The organism is Pantoea graminicola (genome assembly GCF_048452665.1).
In the GTDB taxonomy this organism is placed as follows: domain Bacteria; phylum Pseudomonadota; class Gammaproteobacteria; order Enterobacterales; family Enterobacteriaceae; genus Pantoea.
Genome location: NZ_JBLWSJ010000011.1, coordinates 99,398 through 114,284, shown reverse-complemented (window position 1 = coordinate 114,284; position 14,887 = coordinate 99,398). Strand labels below are relative to the sequence as shown.

Annotated in this window: 13 protein-coding genes and 1 riboswitch; of the genes, 4 read left to right on the top strand and 9 right to left on the bottom strand. The window is 56.5% G+C overall.

All coding sequences use genetic code 11. The features are described from left to right. Nucleotides 1–227: 227 nt before the first annotated feature. Together murI and btuB are read right to left on the bottom strand one after the other, a co-directional pair. On the bottom strand, nucleotides 228–1,079 hold the full coding sequence (murI, locus tag ACNY69_RS20250; RefSeq protein WP_111140435.1) for a glutamate racemase: 852 nt from the start codon (nucleotides 1,077–1,079) through the stop codon (nucleotides 228–230). Next, on the bottom strand, nucleotides 1,024–2,904 hold the full coding sequence (btuB, locus tag ACNY69_RS20245) for a TonB-dependent vitamin B12 receptor BtuB (protein ID WP_418799825.1): 1,881 nt from the start codon (nucleotides 2,902–2,904) through the stop codon (nucleotides 1,024–1,026). The genes murI and btuB overlap by 56 nt, the downstream gene beginning before the upstream one ends. Nucleotides 2,905–2,974: 70 nt before the next feature. Beyond that, nucleotides 2,975–3,157: riboswitch (cobalamin riboswitch) on the bottom strand. A gap of 110 nt (nucleotides 3,158–3,267) precedes the next feature. On the opposite strand from btuB, the gene trmA reads away from it, so the two are divergent. Further along, complete coding sequence (gene trmA, locus ACNY69_RS20240; protein WP_111140433.1) at nucleotides 3,268–4,371, top strand: tRNA (uridine(54)-C5)-methyltransferase TrmA; 1,104 nt, start codon at nucleotides 3,268–3,270, stop codon at nucleotides 4,369–4,371. A gap of 37 nt (nucleotides 4,372–4,408) precedes the next feature. On the opposite strand, the gene ACNY69_RS20235 is transcribed toward trmA, so the two are convergent. Together ACNY69_RS20235 and fabR are read right to left on the bottom strand one after the other, a co-directional pair. Next, nucleotides 4,409–4,759, bottom strand: a complete 351-nt coding sequence (locus ACNY69_RS20235; protein WP_111140432.1) for a YijD family membrane protein — start codon at nucleotides 4,757–4,759, stop codon at nucleotides 4,409–4,411. A gap of 14 nt (nucleotides 4,760–4,773) precedes the next feature. After that, on the bottom strand, nucleotides 4,774–5,421 hold the full coding sequence (fabR, locus tag ACNY69_RS20230) for an HTH-type transcriptional repressor FabR (protein WP_111140431.1): 648 nt from the start codon (nucleotides 5,419–5,421) through the stop codon (nucleotides 4,774–4,776). A 192-nt stretch (nucleotides 5,422–5,613) separates the two neighbouring features. Between fabR and sthA the strand changes: the two genes are divergently transcribed. Then, complete coding sequence (gene sthA / locus ACNY69_RS20225) at nucleotides 5,614–7,014, top strand: Si-specific NAD(P)(+) transhydrogenase (protein ID WP_111140430.1); 1,401 nt, start codon at nucleotides 5,614–5,616, stop codon at nucleotides 7,012–7,014. Here sthA and oxyR read toward each other — a convergent pair. Further along, nucleotides 6,997–7,914, bottom strand: coding sequence for a DNA-binding transcriptional regulator OxyR (gene oxyR, locus ACNY69_RS20220; protein WP_111140429.1), 918 nt, complete (start codon nucleotides 7,912–7,914; stop codon nucleotides 6,997–6,999). The two genes, sthA and oxyR, sit on opposite strands and share 18 nt — an antisense overlap. A gap of 124 nt (nucleotides 7,915–8,038) precedes the next feature. Here oxyR and ACNY69_RS20215 point away from each other — a divergent pair, with 124 nt between their 5' ends. Beyond that, nucleotides 8,039–8,773, top strand: a complete 735-nt coding sequence (locus tag ACNY69_RS20215) for a glutathione peroxidase (protein WP_111140428.1) — start codon at nucleotides 8,039–8,041, stop codon at nucleotides 8,771–8,773. Nucleotides 8,774–8,892: 119 nt separating this feature from the next. Here ACNY69_RS20215 and argH read toward each other — a convergent pair whose 3' ends face one another. From argH to argC, 4 genes are all read right to left on the bottom strand, one after another. Further along, entirely contained in the window at nucleotides 8,893–10,266 is a 1,374-nt protein-coding gene (gene argH, locus ACNY69_RS20210; RefSeq protein ID WP_111140427.1) for an argininosuccinate lyase, read from the bottom strand. A gap of 90 nt (nucleotides 10,267–10,356) precedes the next feature. Beyond that, nucleotides 10,357–11,574, bottom strand: coding sequence for an argininosuccinate synthase (locus tag ACNY69_RS20205; protein ID WP_111140426.1), 1,218 nt, complete (start codon nucleotides 11,572–11,574; stop codon nucleotides 10,357–10,359). Nucleotides 11,575–11,598: 24 nt separating this feature from the next. Continuing rightward, on the bottom strand, nucleotides 11,599–12,375 hold the full coding sequence (argB, locus tag ACNY69_RS20200) for an acetylglutamate kinase (protein ID WP_111140425.1): 777 nt from the start codon (nucleotides 12,373–12,375) through the stop codon (nucleotides 11,599–11,601). A gap of 14 nt (nucleotides 12,376–12,389) precedes the next feature. Continuing rightward, nucleotides 12,390–13,394, bottom strand: coding sequence for an N-acetyl-gamma-glutamyl-phosphate reductase (gene argC / locus ACNY69_RS20195; protein WP_367395922.1), 1,005 nt, complete (start codon nucleotides 13,392–13,394; stop codon nucleotides 12,390–12,392). Between the two features lie 167 nt (nucleotides 13,395–13,561). On the opposite strand from argC, the gene argE reads away from it, so the two are divergent. Continuing rightward, the gene (argE, locus tag ACNY69_RS20190) at nucleotides 13,562–14,710 is read left to right on the top strand and encodes an acetylornithine deacetylase (RefSeq protein ID WP_111140424.1); all 1,149 of its coding nucleotides are present in this window, start codon (nucleotides 13,562–13,564) and stop codon (nucleotides 14,708–14,710) included. Nucleotides 14,711–14,887: the final 177 nt, after the last annotated feature.

The following is a 14,887-nucleotide window of genomic DNA, read 5'->3' as shown; positions in this document are numbered from 1 at the left end:
CGCGATTTACTGCGGCGCGGGCTGCGTATATTACGCTTTCCGCATTGTCAGTCAAGCATTTATTTTCGCTTAACTCACTGGTTCGTATGATTTCGAACCTACTTAACCCGGCGCTTCGTAAGCCGTTGTGCCGTGTCAGTGGAGGCGCATTATAGGGAGTTCTCGGAGGCTGACAAGTGCTAATTTCAAATAAAATTCTGAGTGCTGTTTTTTTCAGCGAAAAGCCGCTAAAGCGCCAGTTTTTCCAGCAACGGGAAGCCATAACGCTGTAAAACGGGTGATAATTGTACGGCTTCATCATCCAGCGCCGTGCAAAAAGCGACGTTCTGCTGCGATGAGCGCACTTCAGGCGCTTCATGCTCCAGCAGCCAGGCCGTGCGTCGTGCTATCGCCGCACCGGAATCGATCAGGCGCGTGCCGTCCGGTAACACCTGCTGCAGCTCTTCGCGCAGTAAAGGAAAGTGCGTACAGCCTAAAACGACCGTATCCGGTGGCTCAGCCATCCGCAGCCACGGCTGAACGATGCGGCGTACTTCTTCCAGTGCCACCTGTGCGCCGTGGAGTTTAGCTTCGGCCAGCTCCACCAGCTCCGCTGATCCCAGCATTTCGATGTGGCAGGAACCGGCAAACTGCGCCACCAGCTCATGTGTATAAGGACGACGTACCGTCGCCCGCGTTGCCAGCAACCCCACCACGCCATTACGCGTCAGGCGCGCAGCCGGTTTAATTGCAGGCACCACACCTACAACAGGAAACGCAAAGCGTTCCCGCAGCGCGGGCAGTGAAACCGTGCTGGCCGTATTGCAGGCGATGATGACGAGTGAGAGCGGATAGCGCTGAGTAATCGCCGCAACGATGGCAACCACCCGATCGACAATGAAGGTTTCGCTTTTCTCCCCATAAGGGAAACCGGCGTTATCAAAGGCGTAAAGATAATGAAGGTCTGGCAGGAGCTGCCGGACCTCATCATAGACAGAAAGCCCGCCGACGCCGGAATCAAATACCAGCACCGTGGGGCGTAAATCAGAAGGTGTAGCTGCCGCTGAGGTAATACTCTCGTCCTGGAGTCTGATAGCCATACGCTGTCTCGTAATCTTTATCGAACAGGTTGGCAATTCTACCACGAACCGTGAGTTGTGAAGTGACAGGATATGAGACCGCGAGATCCCACAGGCTGACACCGCCTGATTTCACGCGACGGCTGGGCGTGCTGTTGAAGTCGGTGTCATAACGGTCACCCAGATAGTGATAAGTCACGGACCAGTCAAAGGTATACAGCGTCCAGTCGAGCTGATACTTCACCTGCTGTTTAGCCCGGCGAATGAGCGGCTGGCCGGTGGTGCCATCCCGCGCATCGACATAATCGTATGAGAGCTGATGCGTCAGCGGACCGGTGTCGAATCCGGCTGTGGCCTCAACGCCCTTAATCCGCGCCTGCTTAATATTGTAGTAACGGAAGGTCTGGGGATCGCTATCAATCAGGTTATCGATGTCGTTGCGATAACCTGACACGCGCCAGTTCACCGGTCCGCTCAGCCCTTCAACACCCCCTTCCCACTGCTTACTTTTTTCCGGATCGAGGTCGCGATTGCCATAAAACGGGCTGTAAACCTGGGACAGGTTCGGTGCTTTAAAGGCCGTGCCATACGATGCAAAGAGGCGATAGCCGGAGATAAACTCCCATGACGCCGCGGTCTGCCAGGTGTTATGCCAGCCGAACTGATTGTTGTCGTCACTGCGAACCGCGCCTTCCAGCGTGACGCTGCCCACCTGCTGCTGACCGGTGAGGTAGAGACCGGTGTTGCGCTGCTCATAACCGTCAGACAGATAGTTAGTGCCTGGCTCGGTTGTCTCTTTCTGCCAGTCGATACCGGCGCTAAGCGCGCCCTGCCCCAGCTGCAGGGTGTTACCCCACTGCAGATTGTACTGAGTCACATCATCAAAGGTGGATGCCGCGCCGTAACGGCCATTGCGTGGGTCGTAGTTGATGTCTTTGGTATGACCGTAACTGGCGATGAGTTGAGTAGAGTAAAGGTCACGGCTGAAGCGTAACCCGGTGTCCCAGGTCTGGCTGTAGAGCTGCCGGGTATCCGCCAGCCCGACGACATTCGTGAAGCTCTGATCGTAGCTGTAAGAACCATCGTAGGCGGTACGGTTATCAAACCCATAGCCGCGCACAAAACCAGTGAGCTCATCGCTGAACTGATGCTCCAGATTGCCATACAGCGTTTTGCTCATAAAGCCGTCGCGATCGTGCTGGGCCGGGCCATAGTCATTCGGGTAGCCCGCCACCACATCATACCCCCGGGTATAGGTGTAGTTGCCGGCCAGCGTCAGTGTGGTCGCCTCGCCCAGCCTCTGTTGAGTGGAGCCATCGTAAGATTGATAACCCCGGGAGCCCATGCCCGCCGTCAGCGTAGAGCCCGGCTGCGCACGACCGGTGATGATATTGACGACGCCGCCAATCGCATCGGAACCGTAAACTGCCGAACGCGCACCGCGAATATATTCGATACGCTGAACCAGTGACAGGGGGATCTGGCTGAGGTCAGACGAACCGCTGATACCCGCCTGATTAAGCCGGATGCCATCAATCAGGATCAGCACATGTCGGGATTCGGTGCCCCGGATAAACAGCGAACTCTGCTGACCTAATCCGCCATTCTGCGCCACATAGACACCCGGCAGGCGACGCATGACATCCGTCAGACTTTTGGCCTGCCAGCGATCGATCTCATCACGCGTAACAACCGTTGTGGGCGCCAGCACGCCCGAAACAGGTTCAGCAAAGCGGTTAGCGGTGACGATTTGCGTTTCATCATTTGCCTGCGCGTAACCGTTTTGCGCCCAGAGAGAAATGGCCGTGGCGCCCAGAGCGCACAGCGAAAGCGTTTTTTTTGTCATTTATTCATGCATCCATAAGACCCAGCAGGATGCCGCAGGCCGACAATCGATAGCACGCGATGATTGTACGAGTAGCGACGTTACACCGGCAGGTCTTCGGGCTGGGAACCATAAGTGATGATGACTTCCCATCCCGGAGGACAGTGTCTGCAATTGCACACATCACGACATTCCTTACCGCTGCGCGTCAGCTCCAGATTTGCACTGGATTCCCTATTAACTCGGGCATGAGGCCGGCGTCAGCAGTCTACGGAGTGGGGATTGGGAAGTCCAGATAGCCAGATATCTTCTCGCTGCAGGACTGGACATCAGCAAGTGAATGCCTACAATCGCCCGCTGGTAAGCTATTAATCAGGATTACTCATGACACCCGAACATCTCCCTATTGAAGAGTATGACGCCCAGCTGGCGGAAAAAGTCAGTCGTTTAGAGACGATGATGACGCCATTTGCGGCGCCCGACGTGGAGGTGTTCCGTTCGCCGGTCAGCCACTATCGGATGCGCGCCGAATTTCGCCTGTGGCATGACGGCGATGACATCTATCACATCATCTTCGATCAGCAGACGCGCGAGCGGATCCGCGTTGATCAGTTCCCGGCGGCCAGCCAGCTGATCAATCAGCTGATGCCGAAGATGATCGCCGCGATCCGCGATAACCGCATCCTGCGCCATAAACTGTTTCAGATCGACTATCTCTCGACCCTGAGCAATCAGATTGTGATTTCGCTGCTTTATCACCGCAAGCTGGATGATGAGTGGCAGCAGGCAGCCGCGGCGCTGCGTGATCAGTTACGCGCCGAAGGGCTGGATGTGCAGCTGATTGGTCGCGCGACCAAAACCAAAATCTGTCTGGATCGCGACTATGTGGATGAGTGTCTGCCGGTGGCAGGCCGCGAGATTATCTATCGTCAGGTCGAGAACAGTTTTACCCAGCCGAACGCCGCGATGAATATTCAGATGCTGGAGTGGGCGCTGGATGTGACACGGGATTCACAGGGCGATCTGCTGGAACTCTACTGTGGCAACGGCAACTTCTCGCTGGCGCTGGCACGCAATTTCCGTCGCGTGCTGGCCACGGAGATCGCGAAGCCGTCCGTCGCTTCAGCTCAGTACAATATTGCGGTAAACCAGATCGATAACGTGCAGATTATTCGTATGGCGGCGGAAGAGTTTACGCAGGCGATGAATGGGGTGCGCAGCTTCAATCGTCTGGAAGGCGTTGACCTGAGCAGCTACGACTGCGAGACGATTTTTGTCGACCCGCCGCGCAGCGGACTGGATGAAGAGACGGTGAAGATGGTGCAGGCTTATCCGCGCATCCTTTATATCTCCTGTAATCCGCAGACCCTGAGCGACAATCTGCAGACGCTGGCGAAAACGCACGATGTGACGCGGCTGGCGCTGTTTGATCAGTTCCCCTATACCCACCATATGGAATGCGGCGTGTTGCTGACGCGAAAAGCGTAAAAAAAACGGGAACCCTGCGGTTCCCGTTTTTTTATGCTTAGTGACGTTTGCGTTTAAACCGCGTCGCAATCCAGAACACCAGCGCCACCATCAGGACGGTCGGCACAAAGTTCGATCCGATATCCGGATACTCTGCCCGCACCAGCGCGCTGTAGACCAGAATGCCCAGCAGGAAAAAGGCGGCCGCCAGGCCTGGCATACCATCCGGCATATTGGTATTGAGATAACGCTGATGCAGACACCAGGCTGCCAGACCCAGTGAAATCAGCGGAAAAATCGAAAAGGGAACAAAGGCGCTGAACAGCACCGAAAAGGAGCCGTTAATCGCTAAGCCGGTAATAAAAGCCAGCGCCAGCGTGCTTTTATCGCGAATACCTGGGTGGGTCATGGAGGGATCCTTACTCATTGTTCTTCGGGTTTTTCCAGGGTAACCGCCAGCCGCTCCTGCTCACGGCGGTACCAGTAATAGGCGCCTTTGGCGATCATGCGCAGCTGTAGCACCAGCCGATCCTCAAGCTTTCGTCGCTGCTCCGTATCAACGTCGAGTGCTTCTGCACCGGCGCTGAAGACTATCGTCACCATCGCTTCAGCCTGCGCTTCGGTGAAACTGCGCGGCATGCGATTTTCGACCTCAAGATAATCCGCCAGTTCAGCGATAAAGTGCTGAATTTCACGCGCCACTGCGGCACGAAAAGCAGCAGAGGTGCCGGAACGTTCGCGCAGCAACAGGCGGAAAGCGTTGGGATTGTTGCCGATAAACTCCATAAAGGTCGCGACCGACGTTTTGATAATGCTGCCGCCTTTGGCAATTCGCTGGCGCGCCTGGCGCATCAGCTGGCGCAGCATCAGACCGCTTTCATCCACCATCGTCAGGCCGAGTTCGTCAACATCCTTGAAATGACGGTAAAACGAGGTAGGTGCGATACCGGCTTCGCGGGCAACTTCCCGCAGACTCAGGCTGGCAAAACTGCGTTCGGCGCTGAGCTGACTGAAAGCGGCTTCAATCAGTGTACGTCGTGTACGTTCTTTCTGTTGCGCTCTGACGCCCATTCTCTCTGCCTTTAGCGGTGTTATGGGGCCACTATATCAAAATTTTCAGCGTACAGAGTGGCAATCTTTGTCACCGTCTGTGAACCTCACTCTTTGCCAAACTGTGATGAAAATCGCTGATAGAATTCAGAAGTGCGCGACGAGATGTTAGAATCTCGTTGTAAAAATGTATAAATAATAGGACGTATCGGTATGCAAAAGTCTTACGATTACGATGCCATTGTGATTGGCTCAGGGCCCGGCGGTGAAGGTGCGGCGATGGGGCTGGTAAAACAGGGAGCGCGCATCGCCGTGATCGAACGCTACCACAACATCGGTGGCGGCTGTACGCACTGGGGTACCATCCCCTCCAAAGCCCTTCGCCACGCCGTCAGCCGCATTATCGAATTTAACCAGAACCCGCTCTACAGCGATCACACCCGTCTGCTTCGCTCCTCCTTTGCCGACATTCTCAACCACACGGAAAACGTGATCAGCCAGCAGACAGCCATGCGCCAGGGTTTCTATGAGCGCAACCGCTGCGAGCTTTATCAGGGCGATGCGCATTTCGTGGATGCCAATACGATCGAGATTGAACAGCCGGATGGCACCCGCGAGACGCTGACGGCAGAGAAGTTTGTTATCGCCTGTGGCTCACGTCCTTATCATCCTGCGGATGTGGACTTCACCCATCCGCGCGTCTATGACTCCGACTCGATCCTCAACCTGCACCACGAACCCGGCCACGTCATCATTTATGGTGCAGGCGTGATCGGCTGTGAATATGCGTCGATTTTCCGTGGCCTGAACGTGAAGGTTGATCTGATCAACACCCGCGATCGCCTGCTGGCGTTCCTGGATCAGGAGATGTCTGACTCCCTTTCGTATCACTTCTGGAACAGCGGCGTGGTGATTCGTCACAACGAAGAGTTTGAGAAGATCGAAGGCGTGGAAGATGGCGTGATCATGCATCTCAAGTCGGGCAAAAAAGTAAAAGCGGATTGCCTGCTGTATGCCAATGGCCGTACCGGTAACACCGACTCGCTGTCGCTGGAGAATGTCGGCCTGGAAGCCGATGGCCGGGGCCTGCTGAAAGTAAACAGCATGTATCAGACCGCCCAGCCACACATCTATGCCGTGGGTGACGTGATTGGCTACCCGAGCCTGGCGTCTGCCGCCTACGACCAGGGACGCATTGCCGCGCAGGCGATCATCAAAGGGGAAGCGTCAGCGCACCTGATCGAAGATATTCCGACCGGGATATATACCATTCCTGAGATCAGCTCTGTGGGTAAAACCGAGCAGCAGCTGACGGCCATGAAGGTGCCTTATGAAGTGGGCCGCGCACAGTTTAAACATCTGGCGCGCGCGCAGATCGTGGGGATGAACGTTGGCAGCCTGAAGATCCTCTTTCACCGGGAAACCAAAGAGATTCTGGGGATCCACTGCTTTGGCGAGCGTGCCGCCGAGATTATTCATATCGGTCAGGCCATTATGGAACAGAAAAATGGTGGCAACACGATTGAATACTTCGTGAATACCACCTTTAACTATCCGACCATGGCCGAAGCCTATCGCGTTGCCGCGCTAAACGGGTTAAACCGCCTGTTTTAAAGTGGCGTCGAAATAGTGCTCCATATGGGCTTTGATCGCCTCTGCCAGCTGTTCATAACGGCTGCGCAGAGGGGAGCCCGGACGGTAAACCAGCGCGATCGTCCGTCTGGGAACCGGCTTGTAACAGGGCAGATAGCAGACCCCATCCCGGATGCGTTCCGGCGGAACGGCCAGCGCCGGTAACAACGTGATGCCGCTGCCTGCCGCCACCATGTTGCGCAGCGTCTCAAGGCTGGTTGCACGGAAATGGGTATCTTCATCCGCTCCCGCCTCAAAGCAGAAGCCCATCGCCTGATCGCGCAGGCAGTGCCCGTCCTCCAGCATCAGCAGTTTTTCACCTGCCAGATCGGACATCGGCACCCGGTCGCGGTCACACCACGGGTGATCAGCGTAGACCGCCAGCTTCATCGGCTCGTCAAACAGCGGGACTTCGATAAAGGCCTCGCTCTCTTTGACCAGCGCGACAATCGCGCAGTCCAGCTTGCCGCTGTCCAGTTGCGCCAGCAGCTGCAGCGTCTGCGCTTCGTGCAGATACATCTCCAGTTTCGGGAACGTCTGGTGCAGCGTGGGGATAATCTGTGGCAGCAGGTAGGGCGCGATCGTCGGGATCAGGCCGATGTGCAGCGGACCGGACATCGCTTCCCCTTGCTGACTGGCCATCTCTTTCAGCACCTTGACTTCCCGCAGCACCGTTCGCGCCTGATCCACCAGCAGCAAACCGGCCTGGGTGAACAGTACTTTACGACTGGTGCGCTCCAGCAGCATCACGCCCAGCTCATCTTCCAGCTTGCGGATCTGCCCGCTTAACGTGGGCTGACTGACATGACAGGCATCCGCAGCACGACGAAAGTGGCGGTGTTCAGCAAGCGAAACCAGATATTCAAGATCACGAATATTCATTATTACCCTCCAGACCACGATAGCCCGTGGCGATAGATAGAATAGCAATGAACGATTGGCCCTATCAAGCGTGGTTGGGAATAATGCGCGCATCAAATGGAACGTGGTTGATCAGGAGTAAGAAATGTTGGCAGGTCAGGAAGGTAAAGCAGTCCCCTCAGTGACTTTTCACACACGCCAGGGCGATCGCTGGGTCGATGTCACCACCGATGCGCTGTTTAAAGATAAAACGGTTATCGTATTTTCACTGCCGGGAGCGTTTACACCCACCTGCTCATCTACTCATCTGCCGCGTTACAACGAATTAGCGGGACAGTTTACCCGCCTGGGTGTGGACAGCATCCTGTGCGTCTCGGTGAATGACACCTTTGTGATGAACGCCTGGAAAGCGGAGCAGCGCGCAGACAACATCACCTTTATTCCTGATGGCAACGGCGAATTTACCCGTGGCATGGAGATGCTGGTCGAGAAAGCTGACCTCGGCTTTGGACCCCGCTCCTGGCGCTACTCCATGCTGGTGCGCAATGGCGTGGTAGAGAAAATGTTTGTGGAGCCGAATCGGCCTGGCGACCCGTTCGAAGTGTCTGATGCTGACACCATGCTGCGCTACCTGGACCCGGCCTGTAAAGCTCAGGAGTCGGTCGCCATCTTTACTAAACCTGGCTGCACCTTCTGCATTCAGGCAAAACAGATGCTGGTCGATCAGGGGATTCAGTACGAAGAGATTGTGCTGGGCCAGGATGCCACAACGGTCAGTCTGCGCGCCGTTACCGGCCGGGCGACGGTGCCGCAAATCTTTATCGGCGGTCGTCATATTGGCGGGAGTGACGATCTGCAGCAATACTTGCTGTCAGCGTAAAAAATCTGAGGGTCAGCCGGGAGAGCTGGCGCTCTGATGATGTGCCTATAAAAAAAGTAGTTGTTATGAAGCTAGAGGTTGGCGGGCATCTGAAATGCCCGCTTTTTTTTATCTGCAGATTACGCCAGACGCTGTTTTGCCTCATTGATGGCACGCGCAACCTGCTGCGGAGAGACACCGCCCTGCGCATTACGCTTATCCAGACAGGATTGCAGCGCCAGGATCGGATAGACATCCTCACCAATTACCGTGCTGTACTGCTGCAGCGTCGCCAGCGGCAGGGCCTCCAGCGCCACACCCTCGCCAATCGCGGCCACGACCACTTCGCCAACGATATGGTGCGCTTCACGGAACGGCACCCCTTTGGCAACCAGATAGTCCGCCAGCTCGGTGGAGTTTGCATAACCCTGTTCGGCGGCCTCCTGGCAGCGCGGACGTTTAACCTGCAGACCATCCAGCACCAGCACCGACATATGCAGACAGTCGAGCCAGGTGTCGAGTGCGTCGAACAGCCCCTCTTTGTCTTCCTGCATATCTTTGTTATACGCCAGCGGCAGCCCCTTCAGCGTCATCATCATCCCGGTCAGCGCGCCCTGCACCCGACCGCACTTGCCGCGAATCAGCTCCAGCGCATCCGGGTTTTTCTTCTGCGGCATTAAAGAGGAGCCAGAGGTGACTTTATCTGACAACTCGATAAAGCCCGCTTCGCCGGTATTAAAGAAAATCATATCTTCGGCAAAGCGTGACAGATGCACCATGCCAATCGCGGCATCGGAGAGCAGCTCCAGCACATGGTCGCGGTCTGAGACGGTGTCCAGACTGTTGCGTGTGGCGGACGCAAAGCCCAGCCAGCCTGCCAGCTGCTGACGGTCGATCTCGTAAGCGGTACCGGCCAGGGCGCCGCAGCCCAGCGGGCTGACATCCAGCCGCTTCAGCGTATCCTGCAGACGGCTCTCATCGCGCGCCAGCATTTCCACATAGGCGAGACACCAGTGGGCAAACGTCACCGGCTGAGCACGCTGCAGGTGGGTATAGCCCGGCATCACCGCATCCTGGTTGGCTTCCGCCGTCACCACCAGCGCCTGCTGCAGATCGCGCGTTGCGCCCAGCAGCGCCTCAACCTGCACCTTGCACCAGAGCTTCAGATCGGTCGCGACCTGATCGTTACGGCTACGGCCGGTGTGCAGTTTTTTACCCAGCGCGCCGACCTTGTCAATCAGTTGACCTTCCACCCAGCTGTGAATATCTTCGGCATCGCTCTGCAGGATCTGCTCAGGATTTTCACGCACGTCCTGCAGTAACGCATTCAGGGCTGCTTCCAGCTGCTGCTGCTCATCCTGAGTCAGGACATTCACCGTTACCAGCGCTTTGGACCAGGCAACAGAGCCAATGATGTCCTGCTCTGCCAGGCGGTAATCGAAGCGCAGCGAGTCGTTGAACTGTTTGAAACGTTGATCTGCTGCCTGAGTAAACCGTCCACCCCAAAGTGCCATGTGAAAACTCCTCTGAATCGTTAAACAAGAGGCGGCATAAATGCCGCCCCTGAAGTGAAACTGTGGGGCGGGGCGTACCCCGCCCGAAAATTACTTCTTCTGCTCGTTCAGGGCACGAATGCGCGACGAGAGTGAGAACAGACGGATGAAGCCGCCCGCATGACGGTGATCGTAAACTTCATCTTCACCGAAGGTCGCGAACTCTTCTGAGTAGAGGCTGTTCGCAGAACGCTTCTGGGTCGCGGTTGCCTGGCCTTTAAAGAGCTGCAGAACCACTTCACCGTTAACCTCTTCCGCCAGCGATTCGGCAGCCGCCTGAATCGACTTACGCAGCGGTGCAAACCAGCGACCATCATAAACAACGTAGGACATTTCATGGCCCAGCTGCTCACGCCATTTGAAGCTGTCGCGATCCAGAACCAGCTGCTCTACCGCACGCAGGGCGTTGACCATGATGGTGCCGCCAGGCGTTTCATAGCAGCCGCGCGATTTAATGCCGACCAGACGGTTTTCAACGATATCGATACGGCCCACGCCATGCTTCGCGCCGAGCACGTTGAGTTTTTCCAGACACTGGAACGGACTCATTTTTTCGCCGTTGACGGCGACCACACGGCCTTTCTCAACGGTCACGGTCACATCTTCAGGCTGATCGGGCGCCTCCAGCGGATCGACCGTCCAGACCCAGCAATCTTTGTTCGGTGCATTGGCCGGGCTTTCCAGCACGCCGCCTTCGGTGGAGATGTGCCACGCGTTTTCGTCACGGCTGTAGATTTTTTCCAGCGACGCGGTCGTCGGGATGTTGCGCTCTTTCAGGTAGTCCAGCAGGGCTTCGCGTGAACGCAGATTCCACTCACGCCACGGTGCCACCACTTTCAGCTGCGGAGCCAGCGCGGTGTAGGTGGTTTCAAAACGCACCTGGTCATTCCCTTTACCGGTTGCGCCGTGGCACAGCGCATCGGCACCCACTTTCAGCGCCAGCTCAACCTGCGCTTTTGCGATGATAGGACGCGCCATTGAGGTGCCCAGCAGGTATGTGCCTTCATACAGGGCGCCGGTCTGCAGCACCGGATAGACATAGTCGCTGATGAACTCTTCACGCAGGTCAACCACATGGCACTCCGAGGCGCCGGACTGCAGGGCTTTCTTCTCCACACCTTCCAGATCGCCGCGCTCCTGACCGATATCCGCCACAAAAGCGACCACTTCACAGCCGCCGTAGTTCTCTTTCAGCCATGGAATGATGGCTGAGGTATCCAGACCGCCGGAGTAAGCCAGAACGATTTTTTTGATGTTTTGCGTTTGCATTTCGTAATCCTTGAATCAGAGTCGTTAAGCGAGAATCCGGGTGCCAATCGACACGCCGTTAAACAGGTCAGGCAGCCGCTCGGCGTGACGCCAGCTGGCAATATCCACCGGGCGGCCCAGGGTACGCGCCGCATCAAGCGCAGCGTGTACCTTCACAATCATGCCATCGGTGATAATGCCCTGGGTAATCAGCTGTTCAGCTTTATCGGCCGTCATCTCTTCAATGCGCTGGCCTTTACCGTCGAGAATACCACTGACGTCAGACAGCAGAACCAAATCCGCGCCCAGCGTCGAGGCGAGTGCGGTCGCCGCCTGGTCCGCGTTGACGTTCATCAGTTCACCGCTGTCAGTAATACCGATTGAGCTGACTACCGGCAGATAACCGGCCGCCAGCAGGGTGTTCAGCAGAGCCGGATCGCCCGGCATCGCGTGGCCGACATGGCCGAGCTCTTCGTCAAACGGAGTGACGTTGACGATGCCCGCATCACCCAGGCAGAGGCCGACCGCGCGGATGCCCGATTTTTTTGCCCATGCCAGCAGCGTTTTGTTAGCGGTTCCCGCCAGCGCACCGGTAATAATGTCGATCTGGTCGGCAGGCGTGACACGCAGGCCGTTTTTCTTCGTCACCGGCAGCGCCAGCTTTTTCATCAGTTCGTCCACCAGGCAACCGCCACCGTGGACAATGATCAGCGGACGCTGATGGGCGCTGCGCCAGGTGAGCAGCGCGTCAAACAGGCGGGCCAGCGCTTCTTCGCTGTCTAACAGCACACCGCCCAGCTTGATAATCAATGGATTGGTCATGGTTTAGTTATCCGTTAAATCAGTGACTGCGTTTCAGGGAAGCCGAACCGGATGTTCAGGCACTGTACCGCCTGCGATGCCGCGCCTTTCAGCAGATTATCTTCGGCGGCCACTACAATCAGATGCTCGCCCTGCATCTCAAAACCGATATCGCAGAAGGGCTGGCCCACAACGGCTTTCAGCGCAGGTACGCCCTGCTCATAGAACCGCACCAGCGGTTTATCATCATAGGCACGATGGAACACTGCGGCGACATCATCACGGCTGACACCCGCTTTCAGACGACAGGTAATGGTCGCCAGAATACCGCGAGGGAAACTCCCCAGATGCGGCGTGAAGATCACCGGCGTACCGAGGTGCGCGACAATTTCCGGATGATGGCGATGATTGAACAGGCCGTAAGGCTGCAGGCTGACCTCGCAGAAGCTGGTGCCGACATTGGCTTTACGCCCGGCACCGCTCACGCCGCTGGTGGCATTGATGACCGGCCACTGCGCGTCGTTTAACAGTCCGGCATCCACCAGTGGCTTCAGTGCCAGCTGAGCGGCAGTCGGGTAGCAGCCGGGCACGGCCACCAGCTGCGCCTGCTGAATCTTCTCGTGCTGATATTCCGCCAGGCCGTAAACGGCCTTATCCAGCCACTCGCCATGCTGATGGGTGAAGCCATAGAAGCGGGTGTAGAAGTCGGCGTCGTTGACGCGGAAGGCGCCCGACAGATCGAACACCACGCAACCGGCCTTGAGAAATTCGGGCGCCAGATCGTGGCTGACTTCATGGGCGGTCGCCAGGAACACCACATCCACTTTGCCCGCCCACTCCGCCGCGCTGCTGAGCGGCTGCAGCGGGAGATCCACCACGCCTTTCAGCTGCGGATGGAGGTCGGACAGGCGCTTGCCGGCATCAGGGCTTTGCGCGGAAACCGCCAAAGCGGTTATGTTGATATGTGGATGACGATTCAGGAAGGTGGCTAGCTCTGTACCAGCGTAACCACTGGCACCAACGATCAGCGTATTCAACATCAGGCTGTAACCCTTTTTACAGTCGCACATTCCGGGTCGCGGCCTTGCCCCGTTACCCACCCTGTCATCTGCAGCGATTTAAGGTTCCCTTGCAGAGGACGTTAATGTATTTTTATTCACTATTACTGCATGAATATGGATACATCCTAACCCAAGGACCGCCAACAGTGAAGACAAAATTACCGCCTTTTATTGAACTGTACAGCCAGTTAATCGCCACACCCTCGATCAGCGCAACCGATGCCGCACTGGATCAGAGTAATGAAACTTTAATCAGTTTGCTGGCAGGCTGGTTCCGCGACCTCGGCTTCAGCGTTGAAGTGCAGCCGGTGCCGGGAACGCGCAACAAATTTAATATGCTGGCGCGCACCGGTAGCGGCGCGGGCGGCCTGCTGCTGGCGGGTCATACCGACACCGTGCCCTTTGATGATGGCCGCTGGACACGCGATCCTTTTACCCTGACCGAGCACGACAACAAGCTCTATGGTCTGGGCACGGCCGATATGAAAGGGTTCTTCGCCTTTATTCTCGATACGCTGCGCGATGTGGATGTCAGCACGCTGAGTAAGCCGCTCTATATTCTTGCCACGGCGGATGAAGAGACCACCATGGCCGGAGCCAAATATTTTTCTGAATCGACGCAACTGCGCCCCGACTGCGCCATCATTGGTGAACCGACCTCGCTTAAGCCGGTCCGTGCGCACAAAGGCCATCTGTCGAACGTGATCCGTATCGAAGGAAAATCGGGCCACTCCAGCGATCCGGCGCGTGGCGTTAACGCTATCGAGCTGATGCATGAGTCGATCACCCACCTGATGCAGCTCCGCACGACGCTGCAGGAGCGCTATCACCACGATGGCTTTGCCATCCCCTATCCCACCATGAATTTCGGTCATATTCATGGCGGTGATGCGGCGAACCGTATCTGCGCCTGCTGTGAATTGCACATGGATATCCGTCCGCTGCCCGGCCTGTCGCTTGGCGATCTCGACGGGCTGCTGAATGAGGCGCTGGCCCCGGTCAGCGCCCGCTGGCCAGGGCGTGTCACCGTGGCCGAGCTGCATCCGCCAATCCCGGGTTATGAGTGTCCGGCTAATCATGAGCTGGTCAGTGTGGTCGAAAAACTGCTGGGCACGCCTACCGAAATCGTTAACTACTGCACCGAAGCGCCGTTTATTCAGCAGCTCTGTCCGACGCTGGTACTGGGGCCAGGTTCAATTAATCAGGCACATCAGCCAGATGAGTTTATCGATACGGCATTTATTAAGCCGACGCGGGCGCTTATCAGTCAGGTTGTGCAGCATTTTTGTCACTGATTAACAGCAAATGGGGCATTTCACTGCAATAACAGCAAAATGCCCCCTCAATCTGCGGGATTTAACAATAAGAATAACTTATCCCGCTTCACTCCCCATAAATACCAATAATTCCCGTTATTTAGCCGCTACTTCGCCGCACTTTATCTCATTTGACGAATGCAACATTACGTGGCT

Excerpts from the sequence above, each read along its gene's own strand:
- murI (WP_111140435.1), bottom strand. The coding sequence starts at position 1,079 with ATGGCTATCAGACTCCAGGACGAGAGTATTACCTCAGCGGCAGCTACA.
- btuB (WP_418799825.1), bottom strand. The coding sequence starts at position 2,904 with ATGACAAAAAAAACGCTTTCGCTGTGCGCTCTGGGCGCCACGGCCATT.
- trmA (WP_111140433.1), top strand. The coding sequence starts at position 3,268 with ATGACACCCGAACATCTCCCTATTGAAGAGTATGACGCCCAGCTGGCG.
- ACNY69_RS20235 (WP_111140432.1), bottom strand. The coding sequence starts at position 4,759 with ATGACCCACCCAGGTATTCGCGATAAAAGCACGCTGGCGCTGGCTTTT.
- fabR (WP_111140431.1), bottom strand. The coding sequence starts at position 5,421 with ATGGGCGTCAGAGCGCAACAGAAAGAACGTACACGACGTACACTGATT.
- sthA (WP_111140430.1), top strand. The coding sequence starts at position 5,614 with ATGCAAAAGTCTTACGATTACGATGCCATTGTGATTGGCTCAGGGCCC.
- oxyR (WP_111140429.1), bottom strand. The coding sequence starts at position 7,914 with ATGAATATTCGTGATCTTGAATATCTGGTTTCGCTTGCTGAACACCGC.
- ACNY69_RS20215 (WP_111140428.1), top strand. The coding sequence starts at position 8,039 with ATGTTGGCAGGTCAGGAAGGTAAAGCAGTCCCCTCAGTGACTTTTCAC.
- argH (WP_111140427.1), bottom strand. The coding sequence starts at position 10,266 with ATGGCACTTTGGGGTGGACGGTTTACTCAGGCAGCAGATCAACGTTTC.
- ACNY69_RS20205 (WP_111140426.1), bottom strand. The coding sequence starts at position 11,574 with ATGCAAACGCAAAACATCAAAAAAATCGTTCTGGCTTACTCCGGCGGT.
- argB (WP_111140425.1), bottom strand. The coding sequence starts at position 12,375 with ATGACCAATCCATTGATTATCAAGCTGGGCGGTGTGCTGTTAGACAGC.
- argC (WP_367395922.1), bottom strand. The coding sequence starts at position 13,394 with ATGTTGAATACGCTGATCGTTGGTGCCAGTGGTTACGCTGGTACAGAG.